Source organism: Pannonibacter carbonis, assembly GCF_003012935.1.
Lineage (GTDB): Bacteria > Pseudomonadota > Alphaproteobacteria > Rhizobiales > Stappiaceae > Pannonibacter > Pannonibacter carbonis.
Genome location: NZ_PUDR01000004.1, coordinates 357,298 through 374,946, shown reverse-complemented (window position 1 = coordinate 374,946; position 17,649 = coordinate 357,298). Strand labels below are relative to the sequence as shown.

16 protein-coding genes are annotated in these 17,649 nt (G+C 63.1%); all 16 read left to right on the top strand.

Going from position 1 to position 17,649, the window contains the following annotated elements; translation table 11 throughout:
• Positions 1 to 115: 115 nt before the first annotated feature.
• Positions 116 to 796 carry a tRNA (adenosine(37)-N6)-threonylcarbamoyltransferase complex dimerization subunit type 1 TsaB gene (gene tsaB, locus C8348_RS08095; protein WP_106752786.1) on the top strand — a complete coding sequence of 227 codons (681 nt, stop codon included), beginning with the start codon at positions 116 to 118 and terminating at the stop codon, positions 794 to 796.
• Positions 793 to 1,281: a GNAT family N-acetyltransferase gene (locus C8348_RS08090; protein ID WP_106752785.1), complete on the top strand. Its 489-nt coding sequence runs from the start codon at positions 793 to 795 to the stop codon at positions 1,279 to 1,281. The genes tsaB and C8348_RS08090 overlap by 4 nt, the downstream gene beginning before the upstream one ends.
• Positions 1,282 to 1,323: 42 nt before the next feature.
• The gene (locus C8348_RS08085; RefSeq protein WP_106752784.1) at positions 1,324 to 1,776 is read left to right on the top strand and encodes a Fur family transcriptional regulator; all 453 of its coding nucleotides are present in this window, start codon (positions 1,324 to 1,326) and stop codon (positions 1,774 to 1,776) included.
• Complete coding sequence (gene olsA / locus C8348_RS08080) at positions 1,763 to 2,617, top strand: lyso-ornithine lipid O-acyltransferase (protein ID WP_198646968.1); 855 nt, start codon at positions 1,763 to 1,765, stop codon at positions 2,615 to 2,617. The genes C8348_RS08085 and olsA overlap by 14 nt, the downstream gene beginning before the upstream one ends.
• Positions 2,618 to 2,775: 158 nt before the next feature.
• Positions 2,776 to 4,314, top strand: a complete 1,539-nt coding sequence (miaB, locus tag C8348_RS08075; RefSeq protein WP_279629384.1) for a tRNA (N6-isopentenyl adenosine(37)-C2)-methylthiotransferase MiaB — start codon at positions 2,776 to 2,778, stop codon at positions 4,312 to 4,314.
• 65 nt (positions 4,315 to 4,379) lie between these two features.
• Positions 4,380 to 5,396 carry a PhoH family protein gene (locus C8348_RS08070; protein ID WP_106752783.1) on the top strand — a complete coding sequence of 339 codons (1,017 nt, stop codon included), beginning with the start codon at positions 4,380 to 4,382 and terminating at the stop codon, positions 5,394 to 5,396.
• On the top strand, positions 5,393 to 5,944 hold the full coding sequence (ybeY, locus tag C8348_RS08065; protein WP_106752782.1) for an rRNA maturation RNase YbeY: 552 nt from the start codon (positions 5,393 to 5,395) through the stop codon (positions 5,942 to 5,944). Before C8348_RS08070 ends, ybeY begins: the two co-directional genes overlap by 4 nt.
• A 180-nt stretch (positions 5,945 to 6,124) precedes the next feature.
• Positions 6,125 to 7,054 carry a transporter associated domain-containing protein gene (locus C8348_RS08060; RefSeq protein ID WP_425270811.1) on the top strand — a complete coding sequence of 310 codons (930 nt, stop codon included), beginning with the start codon at positions 6,125 to 6,127 and terminating at the stop codon, positions 7,052 to 7,054.
• Positions 7,055 to 7,179: 125 nt separating this feature from the next.
• Complete coding sequence (lnt, locus tag C8348_RS08055; RefSeq protein ID WP_106752780.1) at positions 7,180 to 8,796, top strand: apolipoprotein N-acyltransferase; 1,617 nt, start codon at positions 7,180 to 7,182, stop codon at positions 8,794 to 8,796.
• Between the two features lie 246 nt (positions 8,797 to 9,042).
• Positions 9,043 to 9,450 carry a helix-turn-helix domain-containing protein gene (locus tag C8348_RS08050; RefSeq protein ID WP_106752779.1) on the top strand — a complete coding sequence of 136 codons (408 nt, stop codon included), beginning with the start codon at positions 9,043 to 9,045 and terminating at the stop codon, positions 9,448 to 9,450.
• A gap of 152 nt (positions 9,451 to 9,602) precedes the next feature.
• A complete protein-coding gene (metK, locus tag C8348_RS08045; protein ID WP_106752778.1) occupies positions 9,603 to 10,775 on the top strand; it encodes a methionine adenosyltransferase in 1,173 nt (390 codons plus the stop codon).
• A gap of 79 nt (positions 10,776 to 10,854) precedes the next feature.
• Positions 10,855 to 11,541: a tRNA (guanine(46)-N(7))-methyltransferase TrmB gene (gene trmB / locus C8348_RS08040; protein ID WP_106752871.1), complete on the top strand. Its 687-nt coding sequence runs from the start codon at positions 10,855 to 10,857 to the stop codon at positions 11,539 to 11,541.
• Positions 11,542 to 11,762: 221 nt separating this feature from the next.
• Complete coding sequence (rimP, locus tag C8348_RS08035) at positions 11,763 to 12,425, top strand: ribosome maturation factor RimP (protein ID WP_106752777.1); 663 nt, start codon at positions 11,763 to 11,765, stop codon at positions 12,423 to 12,425.
• A 71-nt stretch (positions 12,426 to 12,496) separates the two neighbouring features.
• Complete coding sequence (gene nusA, locus C8348_RS08030) at positions 12,497 to 14,131, top strand: transcription termination factor NusA (protein WP_106752776.1); 1,635 nt, start codon at positions 12,497 to 12,499, stop codon at positions 14,129 to 14,131.
• Positions 14,132 to 14,187: 56 nt separating this feature from the next.
• Positions 14,188 to 14,835, top strand: coding sequence for an RNA-binding protein (locus C8348_RS08025; RefSeq protein ID WP_106752775.1), 648 nt, complete (start codon positions 14,188 to 14,190; stop codon positions 14,833 to 14,835).
• A gap of 8 nt (positions 14,836 to 14,843) precedes the next feature.
• Positions 14,844 to 17,609 carry a translation initiation factor IF-2 gene (gene infB / locus C8348_RS08020; RefSeq protein WP_106752774.1) on the top strand — a complete coding sequence of 922 codons (2,766 nt, stop codon included), beginning with the start codon at positions 14,844 to 14,846 and terminating at the stop codon, positions 17,607 to 17,609.
• The last annotated feature ends 40 nt before the right edge of the window (positions 17,610 to 17,649 follow it).

The window sequence follows — 17,649 nt, the reverse complement described above, 5'->3', positions numbered from 1 at the left end:
AAACGGCAGGAGCCCGGTGAACAGCCGGGCTTTTGTCTGTTTGGGACACGCCGCGCGAAGGCATAAGTCAAAAGCCCGGCTCGACAAGTGCGGCCCAGGGAACTAAGCGATAGGCATGAAGAGGCTACTTGCGATCGATACCGCGCAGACAACCTGCGCGGCAGCTGTTCTGGTCCAGGACGAGAACCGGGAGCATCTGGTGCGTCGCTCACGGGTGATCGGGCGCGGCCATGCTGAAATGCTGCTCGCCATGATCGCGGACGTGATGGCGGAAGCAGATTGCGCCTTTGACGATCTCGACCGCATTGCCGTGACCAACGGCCCGGGAAGTTTCACCGGCCTGCGGGTCGGGCTGTCAGTGGCCCGCGGCTTCGCCCTGGTGAAGAACACACCCGTGGTTGGCGTTTCAACTCTGGATGCAATAGCATCGGAAATGCTGGAGCGCTCTGCCGGCCATCCACTGCTCGTGGCCCTCAGCGCGCGGGAAAACGAAGTCTATGCGGGGTGGTTCGATGCGGATGGCCTGCCACGAGAGCCCGCCCATGTGGCGCTGGTCGAAGACCTGGCGGCAAACCTGACCACAGGCTGTCGGCTTGCCGGATCGGCCGCAACGACAATTGCCAGCGCAGCCCGGCTTGGCCCTGAGACGGTGCTGTCCGCCTCTGCGGAGGTGGACATCGGCACGATCGCCCGCCTTGGCCTCGCCGCTCCGGCTGATGCTCCGGCGCCGGTGCCACTGTACCTCCGGCCGGCGGACGCCAAACCTCAAACCCGGGGAAGGATCGAACGGATATGAGCTTCTGGTGGTTCTGGACTTCCCCGCCGGTGATTGAAGTGGCACTGGACGACGACCTTCCGGCACTTGCCGAAATACATGGCCAGTCATTTGCCCATCAATGGGACGCGGACGAACTGGCGCGGCTGCGTGATCAGGACGGGGCGACCCTGCTGCTGGCCCGCAGGGCCAGTCCCTATGGGACACGCCGGCCCCTCGGCTTCCTGCTGCTGCGCCAGGTGGCGGATGAGGCAGAGGTGCTGACGCTCGCAGTTGACCCGCGCCATCGCGGCCGCGGCATCGGTAAGCGCTTGATGCAGGACGGTATGTTCCGCCTCTATGGCGACCGCTGCAAAAGTCTGTTCCTTGAAGTTGATGCGGCGAATGAAGCGGCCTTACTGCTTTACAAGGCACTGGGTTTCCGCCAGGTCGGTGAGCGCAAGGGATATTACCGCGACAGCGAAGGCGGCGGCACCGCGCTTGTCATGCGGGTTGATCTTCGTTAATCGCTGGCGATGAAGCAGGTGCCAGGAACCAAGGGGCGTGCCATGACGGATGAGCGGCAATCCACGCTCGCGGATCAATGCGTTGCCAAGGGCATGCGCATGACCGACCAGCGCCGCATCATCGCCTCGGTGATCGAGGAGGCGAGCGATCATCCCGATGTGGAGGAACTCTATCGTCGTGCCTCTGCCCTTGATGCCCGGATCTCGATCTCGACGGTTTATCGGACGGTGAAGCTGTTCGAGGATGCGGGCATGATCGAGCGGCATGATTTTCGCGACGGCCGTTCACGGTACGAAACCGTGCCAGAAGAGCATCATGACCACCTGATTGATCTGCGCAGTGGCAAGGTGATCGAGTTCCGTTCGGAGGATATCGAGGCGCTGCAGGACCTGATCGCGCGGCGCCTCGGCTATCGGCTTGTTGACCACCGCCTCGAACTCTATGCCGTTCCGCTTGATCCGGATTCAAAGGAACCGGCTGATGATGGCGCTTAGGGGCGGACTGGCGCTGACCTTGCTGACCATCGTCTCGCTGACGATGATCCCGATGCAATGGTTGGCCCTGCGCTTCGACTGGTCCATCAAGCGTCATCTGCCGTGCCTCTGGCACCGGATCGCCACCCGCCTGATCGGTATCCGCATTCACCAGATTGGCCGGCCGACGGCCGGCCGCCCATTGCTGGTCACCGCCAATCATGCCTCCTGGGTGGATATCACGGTGCTGGGCTCCGTGATGCCATTGTCCTTCATCGCCAAGTCTGAAGTGGAGGGATGGCCGGTGTTCGGGCTGTTTGCCCGGCTGCAGCGGACTGTCTTCGTCAACCGCACCCGGCGCAGCGAGACCGGCGCGGTGGCCAGCCGCATTGCCGAACGGATCGGCGACGGCGACGTGATGGTGCTCTTTGCCGAGGGCACCTCGAATGATGGCAATGGCGTGCTGCCGTTCCGCTCGGCCTTGCTGGGCGCAGCGACCAAGGCCCTTGCGGATGGCAGGCCGGTCCAGGTCCAGCCCTTGTCCATCGCCTATACGCACCTGCAAGGATTGCCGATGGATCGCCGCACCCGGCCGCATGTGGCCTGGTATGGTGACATGGAACTGGCCGGGCATCTGTGGTCCATTGTGCGGGAAGGCGCGCTGGATGTGACCCTGACCTGGGGTGAACCGTTGCGGCTGGATGCCGGCACCGACCGCAAGCAACTGAGTCAACGGCTGCATCGGGACGTGAGCGCAATGACGGCGTCCGCGCTGACGGGCCGTCCTGTGAACCCGGATGACACTGACCCTGATGCCCTTCCGCTGGACATGCAGACCGGCGAGACAGAGGCGGTTGGCTGAGCCGGCTATTCTCAAGCGCGGCAAAAGCCGTTAAAGCAGGGAAAGTCAGGGAAACCCCTTGGTGTGACGGCAAACCGTCACATGTATTGCCTTACATTCACATGATCCGTGTGCCAGGTCGCGCCGTCAGGCGCCGTGCCGGCACCGGCGAGGACCATATGACCGAGCAGCCGCGTCACGTGACCATGACCAGCGATGCCCTTCCCGACGTCAGAGATGGCGGCGTTGAAGGCTCAGAGGACGCCATCGTCAGCCGCCGTGCGGAAGCCGGCCCGGCCGGCGAGAACACCAGGCGGGTGTTCGTGCGCACCTATGGCTGCCAGATGAATGTCTATGACAGCGATCGCATGACGGATGTCCTGGGCAGCGAAGGCTATCGCACCACCGACACGATGGAGGATGCCGATCTCGTCATCCTCAACACCTGCCATATCCGGGAGCGGGCATCGGAAAAGGTCTATTCCGAGCTTGGCCGCATCCGCAAGCTGAAGGATGAGCGCGGCCCTGACGGTAAGCCGCTGATGGTCGGCGTGGCCGGTTGCGTCGCCCAGGCAGAGGGGCGCGAGATTGCCCGCCGCGCGCCGGTGGTCGACATGGTGTTCGGACCGCAGAGCTTCCACCGCCTTCCCGATCTGCTTGCCCGGGCGGAGCGAGGTGAGCGTGGCCTCGTCGAGACCGAGTTCGAGAGTGATGAGAAATTCGATGCACTGACCCGGCAGTCGGATGGGCAGGCGCAGCGACAGGCGATCAAGCGCGCGCCCTCGGCCTTTTTGACCGTGCAGGAAGGCTGCGACAAGTTCTGTACCTTTTGCGTGGTGCCCTACACGCGCGGTGCCGAAGTCTCCCGGTCGCTTGACCAGATCGTCCGTGAGGCTGGCCAGTTGGCCGCAAGTGGCGTGCGTGAGATCACGCTGCTTGGCCAAAATGTCAACGCATGGCATGGCGAAGGCGCGGACGGCAAGGCCTGGGGTCTTGGGCGCTTGTTACGGCGTCTGGCCGAGATCCCTGGCCTCGACCGGCTGCGCTACACCACCAGCCACCCGCGCGACATGGACGATGAACTGATCGAGGCGCATGGCGAGCTGCCGGAACTGATGCCCTATCTGCATCTGCCGGTGCAGTCCGGATCGGACCGGATCCTGGCGGCAATGAACCGCAAGCACACCCGCGATGACTATTTCCGCCTGATCGACCGGATCCGGGCCAAGGCGCCGGGCCTGGCGCTCTCGGGGGACTTCATCGTTGGCTTCCCGGGCGAGACCGACGCGGATTTCGCCGACACCATGGATCTGGTGCGGCAGGTGGAATATGCGGCCTGCTTCTCGTTTAAGTACAGCCAGCGGCCCGGAACGCCCGGTGCCACGATGGCAGACCAGGTGCCGGAAGAGATCAAGACGGAACGGCTGCTGGAGTTGCAGGCACTCTTGACCGAACAGCAGCGGGCGTTCAACCGTTCGCGCGTTGGTATGCGCATGGACGTGCTGTTCGAGAAGATCGGACGCATGCCGGGACAGATCACCGGCCGCTCGCCCTGGCTGCAACCGGTGCAGGTGGATGGCCCGCTCGACATGCTTGGCACAATTCAAACCGTGGAAATTACCGGGATCAGTTCCAATTCCCTGTTCGGACGCCTCATCGCAGGGCACAATGATCAGGCAGCCGGGCTCCCGGCCGCCAGCACGGAGGACGCCATTTGACGCGTGACAGCCAGCCATCGGCTCGCAAGTTCCCTGCAGACCGGGGCGCAGTCCCCGCCTCAGACATGACCCACATCGTCCTTGCCTTCGATGACAACAGGCTGATCGGTGACCTGTTCGGGCAGTTCGACCAGAATCTCGCCCTGATCGAACAGCGTCTTGGTGTCGACGCGGTCGCGCGCGGCAATCAGGTGACCCTGAAAGGCAAGCATGGCCAGTGCGAACAGGCCCGGCTTGCCCTGGAGGCGCTGTATCATCGCCTGCAGCAGGGCCATGAAATCCATCCCGCCGATGTTGACGGTGCAGTGCGCATGGCGGTTGCCGCCGATGCGCAGTTGCCCCTGCCGACGCTTGAACCGCGCTCGCGTTTGTCCTTTGCACAGGTGTCGACACGGCGCAAGACGGTGGTTGCCCGCACGGCGGCGCAGGATGCCTATATCCGCTCCATGGATCGCGCCGACATGATCTTCGGTACGGGCCCGGCGGGCACCGGCAAGACCTTCCTCGCGGTTGCCTATGCTGCAGCGCTGATCGAGCGCGGCGACGTGGCGCGCCTGATCCTGTCCCGTCCGGCGGTGGAAGCCGGTGAGCGTCTCGGCTTCCTGCCCGGCGACATGAAGGACAAGGTCGACCCTTACCTGCGCCCGCTCTACGACGCGCTCTACGAGATGATGCCGCCGGAAAAGGTCGATCGTGGCCTCCAGTCCGGTATGATCGAAGTGGCGCCGCTGGCTTTCATGCGCGGCCGGACGCTGTCCAATGCGGTGGTGTTGCTCGACGAGGCGCAGAACACCACGACGATGCAGATGAAGATGTTCCTGACGCGCCTGGGTGAAAATTCCAAGATGATCGTCACGGGCGACCCGACGCAGGTCGATTTGCCGCCGGGACAGAAGTCAGGCCTGCGCGAGGCTCTTGAGCTTCTGACTGACATCGAGGGCATCGCCCATGTCCAGTTTACCGATGTCGATGTGGTGCGTCATGAGCTTGTCGGGCGGATCGTCAAGGCCTATGACGATGCCAGCCGCGATATGCTGCAGGAACGCGAGCGCCGCATTGACGCCCGGGGAGAACGAGTATGACGGCATCGCCGGATCTGGCCACCGCTGACGACATCGAGATTGAAATCGCGATTGAGAGTGGCGACTGGCCTGACGAGGACCGGTTGTTCGACCTCAGCGAGGCGGCGGTGGCCGCCGCCTTTGCCCGCGCGCCGTTGAAGGCCATGCCCGGGTCCGAGCTGTCACTTGTCTTCGTCAATGACGCAAGGATCCAGGAACTGAACGCCGAATGGCGGGGCAAGGACAAGCCGACAAACGTGTTGTCCTTTCCTGGTGGCGAGGCGATGAAAGGTGTGTTCGGTCCTCTTCTGGGGGATGTGATTTTCGCGCAGGAAACCGTTGCCCGCGAGGCTGTGGAGCAGGTTGTTTCCTTTGAACATCATTTTTCTCATCTTGTTGTCCACGGACTGCTTCATCTTTTCGGCTATGATCACCAGATGGAGGCTGAAGCCGAGGTGATGGAAGGCCTGGAACGACAGATCCTGGCCGATCTTGGCATTGCAGATCCTTATGCTGACGCACCGCTCGTGGCCGACGAGCCCGCCGCCGGGGCGGCAGCGTCCAATTGATTGACGGAACCCATGACCGTTTCTGACAGTCGAAGTATCGAAACTCAGCCCGTTCAGCCGGCAGCGCCGGCCGACACCAAGGAGAGCGGCGATCCGCGATCTCCCGAGCCCCGGAAATCGGGGCTCTTTTCCCGATTGATCGGGTATTTTTCACGGTTGCGCCGGGGTTCGGGTGCCACGTTGCGCGAGAACCTGCAGGACGAGCTGGCACGTGATGCGGGCGCCGATGCGGCCTTTTCCCCTGAGGAACGCCTGCTTTTGGGCAACATTCTTCGACTTCGCGAGTTGCGCGTCGATGACGTGATGGTGCCACGCGCCGACATCGAGGCTATCGACGACAGCGTCAGCCTCGGCCGCCTGATGGAAGTCTTCCGCGAAAACGGTCATTCCCGCATGCCGGTCTATCATGAGTCCCTCGATGATCCACGCGGCATGGTCCACATCAAGGATCTAATGGCCTTTGTCGCCGCCAAGGCGGGTGCCGGGAAACCAACCGACGAGAGCGATGGACGCAACCTGTCCATCGACCTGTCCCACGTCGACCTTGCTATGACCCTTGCCGAGACTGGCTTGCAACGACCTCTTCTGTTCGTTCCGGCCTCGATGCCCGCCACAGACCTGATGGCCAAGATGCAGGCGAGCCGCGTGCAGATGGCGCTGGTCATCGACGAATATGGCGGTACGGACGGCCTCGTTTCTCTGGAAGATATTGTCGAGACCGTCGTCGGGGACATTGAAGACGAGCATGACGAGGATGAGGAGGCCATGCTCGTCGCGACCAGCGACGGCATCTGGGTGGCGGATCCGCGGATACCACTTGAAGACCTGTCCGAGCAGCTTGGCGCCGAGTTTAATGTCGGCGAGGTTGCCGAGGAAGTCGATACGTTGGGTGGCCTGTTGTTTACGCTGCTGGGGCGTGTGCCAGTCCGCGGGGAACTGATCGCGCCGAAAGAGGTTCCTGGCTACGAGTTTGAAATCCTTGATGCGGATCCCCGGCGGATCAAACGGTTGCGTATTCGCCGCCGGCGACCGGAAAAGGCAGCGATCGATCCGCGTCGGCGTCAAAAACGCGGCGACAAGCCGGCCGAAGACATTTCCCCGGGCACCTAGCCCTGCGACGGGGCTGGACGGGATGTGGCGCTGCGCTGGCAATCCCTGAACTCTCCGGCAACGCTTGACCGCAAGCGGCGCGGGCCGCAACTGTAGCCCGACTGCCCGATCCGGAAAGATTCGCCATGTCCACCCTCGTTGCCCGTCTTCTTGTCTTGCCGGGCCTGTTCCTGCTGGCCCATGGCATCAAACGCTGGCTTCTTGCCTGTGCAACAGGTGCCGCCTGCGTTCTTGCCCTGCCACCCTTCGGCCATCTGTTCGTGTTCTTTCTGGCGGTGCCGGCGCTGGTCTGGCTGATCGACGGCGCAGCCGGGGCCCCGGGGACGCTGTCTTCAGGACGGCGCCTGCGGGTGGGCTTTGCCATCGGCTGGTGGTTCGGATTCGGGTACTTCCTCGCAGGTCTTTGGTGGATCGGCAGCGCCTTCCTTGTCGAGGCGGAGCGCTTCGCCTGGATGATGCCCTTGGCGGTGACGCTGCTTCCGGCTGGGCTGGCCCTGTTCCATGGGCTGGCCGTGGCGCTGGCGACCCGCATCTGGCCGGACAACTGGACCAGGGTCCTTGTTCTGGCAGGCTGTCTGTCAGTGTCCGATTGGCTCAGAGGGCATGTGCTGACAGGGTTTCCCTGGAACGCTTTCGGATATGTGACCGCTGAGACGCTGCCTTTGGCACAGACCGCCAGTTTGGTGGGCGTGTATGGTGTCGGGGCCTTGATCCTCGCGCTTGCCGCGGCACCAGCCCTGCTTGTCGACGGTCGTCGATCCGCAGTTGTCGGCTTCGGTGCGGTGGTTGTGGGTCTGGCTGCGATGTCCATTTGGGGGGCGATGCGACTAAATGGCACAGCTGGACTAATCGATCACAGTGTCTTGTTGCGCATTATACAACCTTCAATCGCGCAAAACGAGAAATGGAGCCCAGAAAATCGAGCGGCAATCTTCCGACGCTATCTGGAGTTGAGTTCATCTGCACGTGGTGGTGATGAAACGTCAACAACTCGCCGTGTGTATGTCTGGCCGGAATCGGCGTTTCCGTTCCTTCTGACGCAGGAGCCGGAAGCTATATCGGAAATAGATAACCTCCTTAAGCCCGGAGCGGTTCTGATTACGGGAGCAATCAGGGCTGAAAGAAACCCGGATGGTGTAAATTACTATAACAGCATCTACGGCATTTTAGACGGCGGTACGATTGTGGATGCTTATGACAAGGTCCGTCTGGTGCCATTTGGCGAGTACTTGCCCTTTGCGGAGGTGCTGGAGCAGCTGGGGCTTCGGGCGCTGGTGAACGCGCCGAGCCCGTTTCAGGCCGGCTATACCCATGCTGTGCTGTCCTCGGGCGACCTGCCACCCTTTTTACCCTTGATCTGCTATGAAGTGATTTTTCCGCAGATCCCCGGCTCACTATCAGATCGCCCCAAGTGGTTGGTAAATCTTACGAATGATGCCTGGTTCGGAGATACGGCCGGCCCTTACCAGCATTTTGCCCAGGCTCGCTTCCGGGCGATCGAGCAAGGGTTGCCGCTGGTTCGATCCGCAAACACCGGCATTTCAGCTGTCATCGATGCCTATGGACGACAAGTCGAGACGCTGGCGCCTTTCGTCGTGGGGGCAATCGAGACACCGCTTCCGGCGGCTATATCGCCGACACTTTTTGCCCGAACTGGCGACCTTGGCTTCTTTTTAATCCTGTTGCTTTTTACTGGAGTGTTTACTTTCGGTCGTTTCAACCTCTCCTCGCGTCATAATTGATGTTGATCCGGCGAGTCCGCCAGCATAGTGTTATACAACCGATGCACCACCAAGTGGCAGTGACCAGGCATCGGTGAGGGCATGACGGTTGAGGAACTGCGCTAGTGTGACCGGCAGGTGATCCGGGATCGACATTCGGCGGGAAAGCTGAATCGATCAGGACAACGCCGGGCAGGCCGCCGGGGACCGGAACGCCCTTTTTGAAACCAAGGCGGACAACCGCGGGAACAGCGAAAGACGACGGCGATGCCCAGCAAGAAAGCACCCAATCCGATTGATGTGCATGTCGGCAGTCGTGTCCGGTTGCGGCGCATGATGCTCGGCATGAGCCAGGAGAAGCTGGGCGAGGCCCTCGGCATCACGTTCCAGCAGATCCAGAAATATGAAAAGGGCACCAACCGCATCGGTGCCTCCCGCCTGCAGCACATCTCGACCGTGCTGAAAGTACCGGTCGCCTTCTTCTTCGAGGACGCGCCCGGCTCCCCGGACGACTTCGAGGGCTTTGGCGAATCACAGCCGACATCCTATGTCGTCGACTTCCTGTCTTCCTCGGAAGGCTTGTCGCTGAACAAGGCCTTCGTCCGCATCGAGGATCCGAAGGTCCGTCGCAAGATCGTTGATCTTGTTCGCGCCCTTGCTGGTGAAGAAGCCTGAGCAGCGGCTGCACTGCGCGAGAACCGTAACCATCAGGTGAGGTCCCACGCGCGCAGTGCTTGACGTCGCCCGCTGCAATCTGGTTCATGGCGCTCGGGAGCGGCGGCTTCTCCGCTGGTTCCGGACCAACTTTCCCAGAAGGACGTCAGGCCATGGCCCGTCAGGATTATCTCTTTACCTCCGAGTCCGTGTCCGAAGGGCACCCGGACAAGGTTTGCGACCGAATTTCCGATGCCGTCGTTGACGCTTACCTGCGCGAAATGCCGGAAGCGCGTGTTGCCTGCGAAACGCTGGCAACCACCAACCGCATCGTCATCGCCGGCGAGACCCGCGGCCCGGCGACCATCACCAAGGACTACATCGCCCATCTCGCCCGCCTGGCGGTGAAGGACATCGGCTATTCCCAGGAAGGCTTCCACTGGGAAAATTGCGACATTTCCGTGTATCTGCACGGCCAGTCGGCGCATATCGCCCAGGGCGTTGACGCAGCCGGCAACAAGGACGAAGGCGCGGGCGACCAGGGCATCATGTTCGGTTATGCCTGCCGCGAGACGCCGGAATTCATGCCGGCGCCTATCTATTACGCCCACAAGATGCTGCGCATCCTCGCCGAGGCACGCAAGTCCGGCCGCGAGCCGGTGCTCGGGCCCGACGCCAAGAGCCAGGTGACCGTCCGCTACGTCAACGGCAAGCCGGTCGGCGTCACCTCGATCGTGCTGTCGACGCAGCACCTCGACGCAACGCTGTCCTCATCCGACGTACGCGCCATTGTCGAGCCCTACATTCGTTCCGCACTTCCGGACGGCTGGATCGATCCCTCGACCGTCTGGCACGTCAACCCGACCGGCGCCTTCGTCATTGGCGGTCCGGACGGCGACTGCGGCTTGACCGGCCGCAAGATCATCGTCGACACCTACGGCGGCGCGGCCCCGCATGGCGGCGGCGCGTTCTCCGGCAAGGACCCGACCAAGGTTGACCGGTCTGCCGCCTATGCAGCTCGCTACCTCGCCAAGAACGTTGTCGCGGCCGAGCTGGCTGACCGCTGCACCATCCAGCTCTCCTACGCCATCGGCGTTGCCGAGCCGCTGTCGGTCTATGTCGACCTGCATGGCACCGGCACCTGCGATGAAGCCAAGCTGGAAAAGACGCTGCGTGATGTCATGCGCCTCACCCCGCGCGGCATCCGCGAGCACCTGAAGCTCAACGCGCCGATCTATGAGCGCACCTCCGCCTACGGCCACTTCGGCCGCGAGCCGGATGCAGACGGCGGCTTCACCTGGGAAAAGATCGATCTCGTCAGCGCCCTGCGCAGCGCGCTCGCCTGATCCCTCATGACCTGATGACATCCCTGCGCCGGCCGCTGAAAGGTGGTCGGCGCGGCTGTTTGAGATGCAGCACACGGCAATGACCGACTTCTACGATGGTTCCTTCTATGGCCGGCGCATGGGCAAGCCGCTCACACCGCGCCAGCGCCTGCTGATGGACAGCGACATGCCACGCCTGCGCCCGGATCTGGGCCAGCCGGCACCCGCCGACCTCACCGCGCTGTTCGACGCGCCGGTGGATGAGGTCTGGCTGGAGGTCGGCTTCGGCGGCGGCGAGCATCTGATCCACCGCGCTGTCGAGAACCCGCGCGTCGGCTTCATCGGTGTCGAGCCGTTCATGACCTCCATGGCCAAGGCGCTGAGCGAGGTTGTCGACCGCGGGCTGGGCAATTTGCGGCTCTACGATGATGACGCGATCAAGCTGCTGGACTGGCTGCCGGAGGCGAGCCTGTCGCGGGCCTATCAGCTCTATCCTGATCCCTGGCCGAAAAAGCGGCACTGGAAGCGGCGCTTCATCAATCCGCAGAATCTTGACCGCTATGCGCGGGCGTTGAAGCCGGGATCAGACTTTCGCTTTGCCAGCGACATCGACACCTATGTCGACTGGGCCCTGCGCCACATCCGCGATCACGAAGCCTTTGACTGGACGGCGGAAACCGCTGACGACTGGCGTCTGCCCTGGCCGACGTGGCCCGGCACGCGCTACGAGGCGAAAGCATTCCGCGAGGGGCGGGTTCCCCGTTATCTGACGTTCCGCCGGCGATAGGCGCAGGAACCTGGAATCGGCTGCCGGGCCGCCCGGCGGCTTTTTCCTTGCGTTTCCGAAGGAAGCGCGTATAAGAACGCCATTCATCTTCTCCAGCGGCTCGATCGGAGCAGTTTGAGAGTGGGCCCCGCGAAGGACCCGCTCTTTTTGGCTTATCCAGGCAGTTGGAACACCCGGACTGGCCCGCGCAAGACGCGGTGCCAAAGCGACAGGAGACTGGCGTGAGCCTGCATGAAGCCCGCATCGTGACCGAAGAGGGTCTGGATGCCCGCGTCGCGGCCATTGTCGAACCGGTCATTACCGACCTCGGCTATCGCCTGGTGCGCGTCAAGATCAGCGCGGCCAATGGCTGCACGCTGCAGATTATGGCCGAACGGCCGGACGGCACCATGAGCGTGCACGACTGCGAGGAAATCAGCCGCGCGGTCTCGCCGGCGCTCGACGTCGATGACCCGATCAACCGCGCCTACCACCTGGAGATCTCCTCGCCGGGGATCGACCGTCCGCTGGTGCGCGAGAGCGATTTTGTCCGCTGGGCCGGGCATGAGGCCAAGGTGGAAATGGCTGTGCCGCTCGACGGCCGCAAGCGGTTCCGCGGCATCCTGACGGGTGTCGAGAACGGCCAGGCCGTGCTGCGCCTGCTGGATGCGCCGGAAGGCGCGGTCAATCCGGTGCTGCTGCCGCTGACCGACATCGACGAGGCACGGCTCATCCTGACGGATGACCTGATCCGCGCGGCCCTGCGCGCCGAAAAGGCGGCACTGTCCGCCCGCGGCATCGACACGTCCGACCTGCCGGACGAGGACGATGACATCGAATTCGAGTATGACGCCGCGGACGAAGACGACGAGGCGGACGAAGAAGAGCGCGGCAGGGCCAACTGACCGGCCACATCCGCGAGACGGGACTGAATGGGATGCGCAGCGAAAACGGCGCGCAAGAGGAGTAGACGAGAATGGCAATCAGCGCGAACCGGCTGGAACTGCTGCAGATCGCCGATGCGGTGGCTCGCGAGAAGACGATTGACCGCGGCATCGTGATCGCTGCGATGGAAGACGCCATCCAGAAGGCGGCCCGTTCCCGTTATGGTACCGAGACCGAGGTGCGCGCCGAGATCAACCCGAAGACGGGTGAAATCCGGCTGCAGCGCCTGTTGCAGGTCGTCGATAATGTCGAGAACATCTCCACCGAGATCGCCCTCATCGATGCCAAGCAGCGCAATCCGGAAGCGATGATCGGCGACTATATCGCCGAGCCGTTGCCGCCGCTCGACTTCGGCCGCATCGCCGCCCAGTCTGCCAAACAGGTCATCGTGCAGAAGGTGCGCGAGGCCGAGCGTGACCGTCAGTATGACGAGTTCAAGGATCGCATCGGCGAGATCGTCAATGGTGTCGTCAAGCGCGCTGAGTATGGCAACGTCATCGTCGACCTCGGCCGCGGCGAAGGCATCGTGCGCCGCGACGAACTCATCCCGCGCGAGCTGTTCCGCACTGGCGACCGCATCCGCGCCTATGTCTATGACGTGCGCCGCGAACAGCGCGGTCCGCAGATTTTCCTGTCGCGCACGCATCCGCAGTTCATGGCGAAACTTTTCGCGCAGGAAGTCCCGGAAATCTATGACAACGTCATCGAGATCAAGTCCGTTGCCCGTGACCCGGGTTCGCGCGCCAAGATCGCCGTGATTTCCAAGGACAGTTCCATTGATCCCGTCGGTGCATGCGTCGGCATGCGCGGCTCGCGCGTGCAGGCCGTGGTTGGTGAGCTCCAGGGCGAAAAGATCGACATCATTCCGTGGAACCCGGATGCGGCGACCTTCATCGTGAACGCACTGCAGCCGGCGGAAGTTGCCAAGGTGGTGCTCGACGAAGATGCCGAGCGCATTGAAGTCGTGGTGCCGGACGAGCAGCTGTCGCTCGCCATCGGCCGTCGCGGCCAGAACGTGCGTCTGGCGTCGCAGCTGACCGGCTGGGCCATCGACATCATGACCGAGCAGGAAGAAAGCGAGCGCCGCCAGAAGGAATTCGTGGAACGTTCGACCCTGTTCATGGACTCGCTGAACGTCGACGAAATGGTCGGCCAGTTGCTGGCGACCGAAGGCTTCTCCTCCGTCGAGGAAGTGGCCTATGTCGATCTGGAGGAAATCGCGGCCATTGAAGGCTTTGACGACGAGACCGCCGAGGAAATCCAGGAGCGTGCACGCGACTATCTGGCCGAGCAGGAAGCCAAGCTCGATGAAGAGCGCCGGGCCCTGGGCGTTGCCGACGAGTTGCGCCAGATCGATGGCCTGACGACGGCGATGCTGGTGGCTCTGGGCAAGGACGGGATCAAGACGATCGAGGATCTTGCCGGCTGCGCCACCGACGATCTCGTTGGCTGGAGCGAGCGCAAGGACGGCGAAACGAAACGTTTCCCGGGCACGCTGTCGGGCTTCGAGCTGTCGCGGACCGAGGCTGAGACCATGGTGATGGCAGCGCGCGTTGCCGCCGGCTGGATCAGCGAAGAGGAATTTGCCGCTGCCACTGCCGCACTGGCCGAGGCGGAAGAGCTGGAAGCAGACGACGAAGAGGAAGTCGAGGACGTCGCCGAGTGATCGGCTGACGCGATCGACGACCGAACAAGGGCAAGGCAGCAGGAGGCCGGACCGGAGTGCCAAGGAAGAATGAGCCGCTTGAACGGCAATGCGCACTTACCCGAGAGGTAAGGCCTGTGTCGGAACTGATGCGGTTTGTGATGGACCCGGACGGCAATGTGATGCCCGATTTCCGACGCAACCTGCCAGGCCGTGGCGTATGGATCACGGCCAGCAAGGAAGCGCTGGATCTGGCCGAGAAGCGCCGGGTGTTCCCGAAGGCCTTCAAGGCCGAGGCCAAGGTCGAGCCGGGTTTGTCGGCACGGGTGGATGCCATGCTGGTGCGCAGCGCTCTCTCGGCCCTGTCCCTGGCACGCAAGGCCGGTGAACTCGTCACCGGCTTTGCCAAGGTCGATGCGGCGCTGAAGCGGGATCCGGTTGTCGGCCTCATTCATGCTTCGGATGCTTCCGAAGACGGAGTACGGAAGCTCGCGGGTCTTTTCGCGAGCCGATTTGAAGACACAAACGGCGGTCCGGTCGTCCGTTTGTTCGATTCGACTCAATTGGATTTGGCATTGGGTCGATCTAATGTGATACATGCTGCGCTGCTCGCAGGCCGGGCGAGTGGAGGCTTCCTTGCGCGACTACGCGATCTGGAGGCTTTCCGGGCGGGTTCCGTCGCGAAAGACAGCGACGGTGCGAACAGCGTAGCAGGGCAGGACTGAAGGCAAATATGAACGATACGAAGAATCCAGGCGACAAGACGATTAGCGTCGAGCGGAAGACCCTTGGCATCAAGCGGGGAGGCGTCGAACAGGGCACTGTTCGTCAGAGCTTCTCCCATGGCCGGTCTAAGGCTGTCGTCGTGGAGAAGAAGAAGCGGCGCGTGGTGGTTCCTGGCCAGGAAGGACGTCCGGAGGCAGAAGCCGCCGCCGCAGCTCCCGCTCCTGCCCCGGTCGAACGTCCGCGCGAGCCGGCACCGGCCGCACCGCAGCAGCCAAGGCAGCAGCAGCCCCAGGGGCAGCCGCAGCAGCAGCGCCGTCAGCAGGGCAGCTCTTCCGGGCAGCCGCAGCGGCAGCAGCAGCGTCCCGGCGGTGGTGCCGTCCTTCGCTCCCTGACCCAGGAAGAAGCCGCAGCCCGCATGGCCGCGCTGAAGATGGCGCAGGTTCGTGAAGTCGAGGAGCGCAAGCGCGCCGAAGAGGAAGCGGCCCGCCGCGCCATCGAAGACGCACAGCGCAAGGCCGAAGAGGAAATTCGGGCCAAGGCCGAGGAAGAGGCACGCAAGATCCGTGAGGCTGAAGAGGCCGCGTATCGCCTTGCCAACCCTGAGCCGGTCGCCCCGGTTGTCGCTCCCAAGCCGGTTGAGGCACCGCGTGCTGCGGCTCCTGCCGGTGCCGCTCGCCCGGCGGGCAATGACCAGCGTGGCGGCCAGCCGCAGGCACGTCGCACGGATGGTCAGCCGCAGTCGGACCGTCCGCGTCCGGGCGCAGCCCCTGCTGCTCCCGCTGCCGCGAGTGACGATGATGAGGGCAACAAGAATGCCCTGCGTACCGTCAAGCGTCCGAAGGCACCGGTTGCTCCGGTCGCCAAGCGTGGCACGGACGATCGCCGTCGGTCCAAGCTCACCATTTCCGCCGCAACCGGTGGCTCGGATGAGCAGCGCTCGCGCTCGCTCGCCTCGCTGCGCCGTCGCCGCGAAAAGGAAAAGCGTGGCGGCATGCAGGCCGTGCGCGAGAAGATTTCGCGTGAAGTCATCCTGCCGGAAGCCATCACCATCCAGGAACTCGCCAACCGTATGGCGGAACGGTCCGTTGATGTCATCAAGCTGCTGATGAAGCAGGGCCAGATGCTGAAGATCAACGACGTGATCGACGCGGACACGGCGGAGCTGATCGCGTCGGAACTGGGGCACACGGTCAAGCGGGTCTCCGAGTCTGACGTTGAAGAAGGCTTGTTCACCACCAGCGACATCGAAGGCAGCCTGCTGCCGCGTCCGCCGGTCGTGACCATCATGGGCCACGTTGACCACGGCAAGACGTCGCTTCTGGACGCGATCCGCAACTCGAAGGTTGTCTCGGGCGAAGCCGGTGGCATCACCCAGCACATCGGCGCCTATCAGGTCGAGAAGAACGGTCAGAAGATCACCTTCATCGATACCCCGGGCCATGCGGCCTTTACCCAGATGCGTGCCCGTGGCGCCAAGGCGACGGACATCGTCATCCTGGTGGTTGCTGCCGATGACGGCGTGAAGCCGCAGACGAAGGAGGCCGTGGCCCACGCCAAGGCTGCCGGCGTCCCGATCATCGTGGCGATCAACAAGATCGACAAGCCGGCCGCTGACCCGCAGCGCGTGCGCACCGAACTCTTGCATGACGAGATCGTCGTGGAAGCCATGGGCGGTGACACGATCGACGTCGAAGTCTCCGCCAAGACCGGTCATAACCTTGACCGGCTGCTCGAGATGGTCCTGCTGCAGGCTGAAGTTCTCGAACTGCGTGCCAACCCGGACCGCACGGCTGAAGGTCTTGTCATTGAAGCCCAGCTCGACAAGGGCCGAGGCCCGGTGGCAACGGTACTGGTTCAGAAGGGCACCCTGCGCGTGGGTGACATTCTCGTCGCCGGTGGCGAATGGGGCAAGGTCCGCGCCCTTCTGGACGAGGACGGCAACCAGGTGAAGGAGGCAGGCCCCTCCAAGCCGGTGGAAGTCCTCGGCTTCCAGGGCACGCCGGAGGCCGGTGACCAGGTCGCTGTCGTCGAGAACGAGGCCCGCGCCCGCGAGATCGCCGACTACCGTCTGCGCCAGAAGCGTGACCGGTTGTCGGTGCTGAAATCGGGTTCGCGCGGTTCGATCGAACAGATGATGAGCCGCCTGCAGACCGGTGGTCGCAAGGAGTTCCCGCTGGTCGTCAAGGCCGACGTGCAGGGTTCGGCGGAAGCCATCGCTCATGCGCTCGACAAGATCGGCAACGAGGAAGTCGGCGCGCGCATCCTGCATGCCGGCGTCGGTGGCATCACCGAATCCGATATCACGCTGGCTGCTGCCTCCAACGCCTCCATCGTCGGCTTCAACGTCCGTGCCAACAAGCAGGCGCGTGAACTGGCCGAGCGCGAGGGCATCGACATCCGCTACTACAACATCATTTACGACCTCGTGGATGATGTTAAGGCTGCCATGTCGGGCATGCTGACCCCGGAACGTCGCGAGACCTTCATCGGTTACGCCTCCATCCGCGAAATCTTCGACATCACCAAGGTCGGCAAGGTTGCTGGCTGTCTGGTGACCGAGGGTGTGGTCGAACGTGGCGCCGAAGTCCGCCTGCTGCGCGAAAACGTCGTCGTCCATCAGGGCAAGCTTGGAACGCTCAAGCGCTTCAAGGACGAAGTCAAGTCGGTCGAGTCCGGCCAGGAATGCGGCATGAACTTCGAAAACTACCAGGACATGCGCGTTGGCGACGTGATCGAATGCTTCCGTGTGGAGCAGATCGCCCGCTCGCTCTGAGCTGCCTGGTTCAACAAACCGAACAAGACGCCGGCGCAGG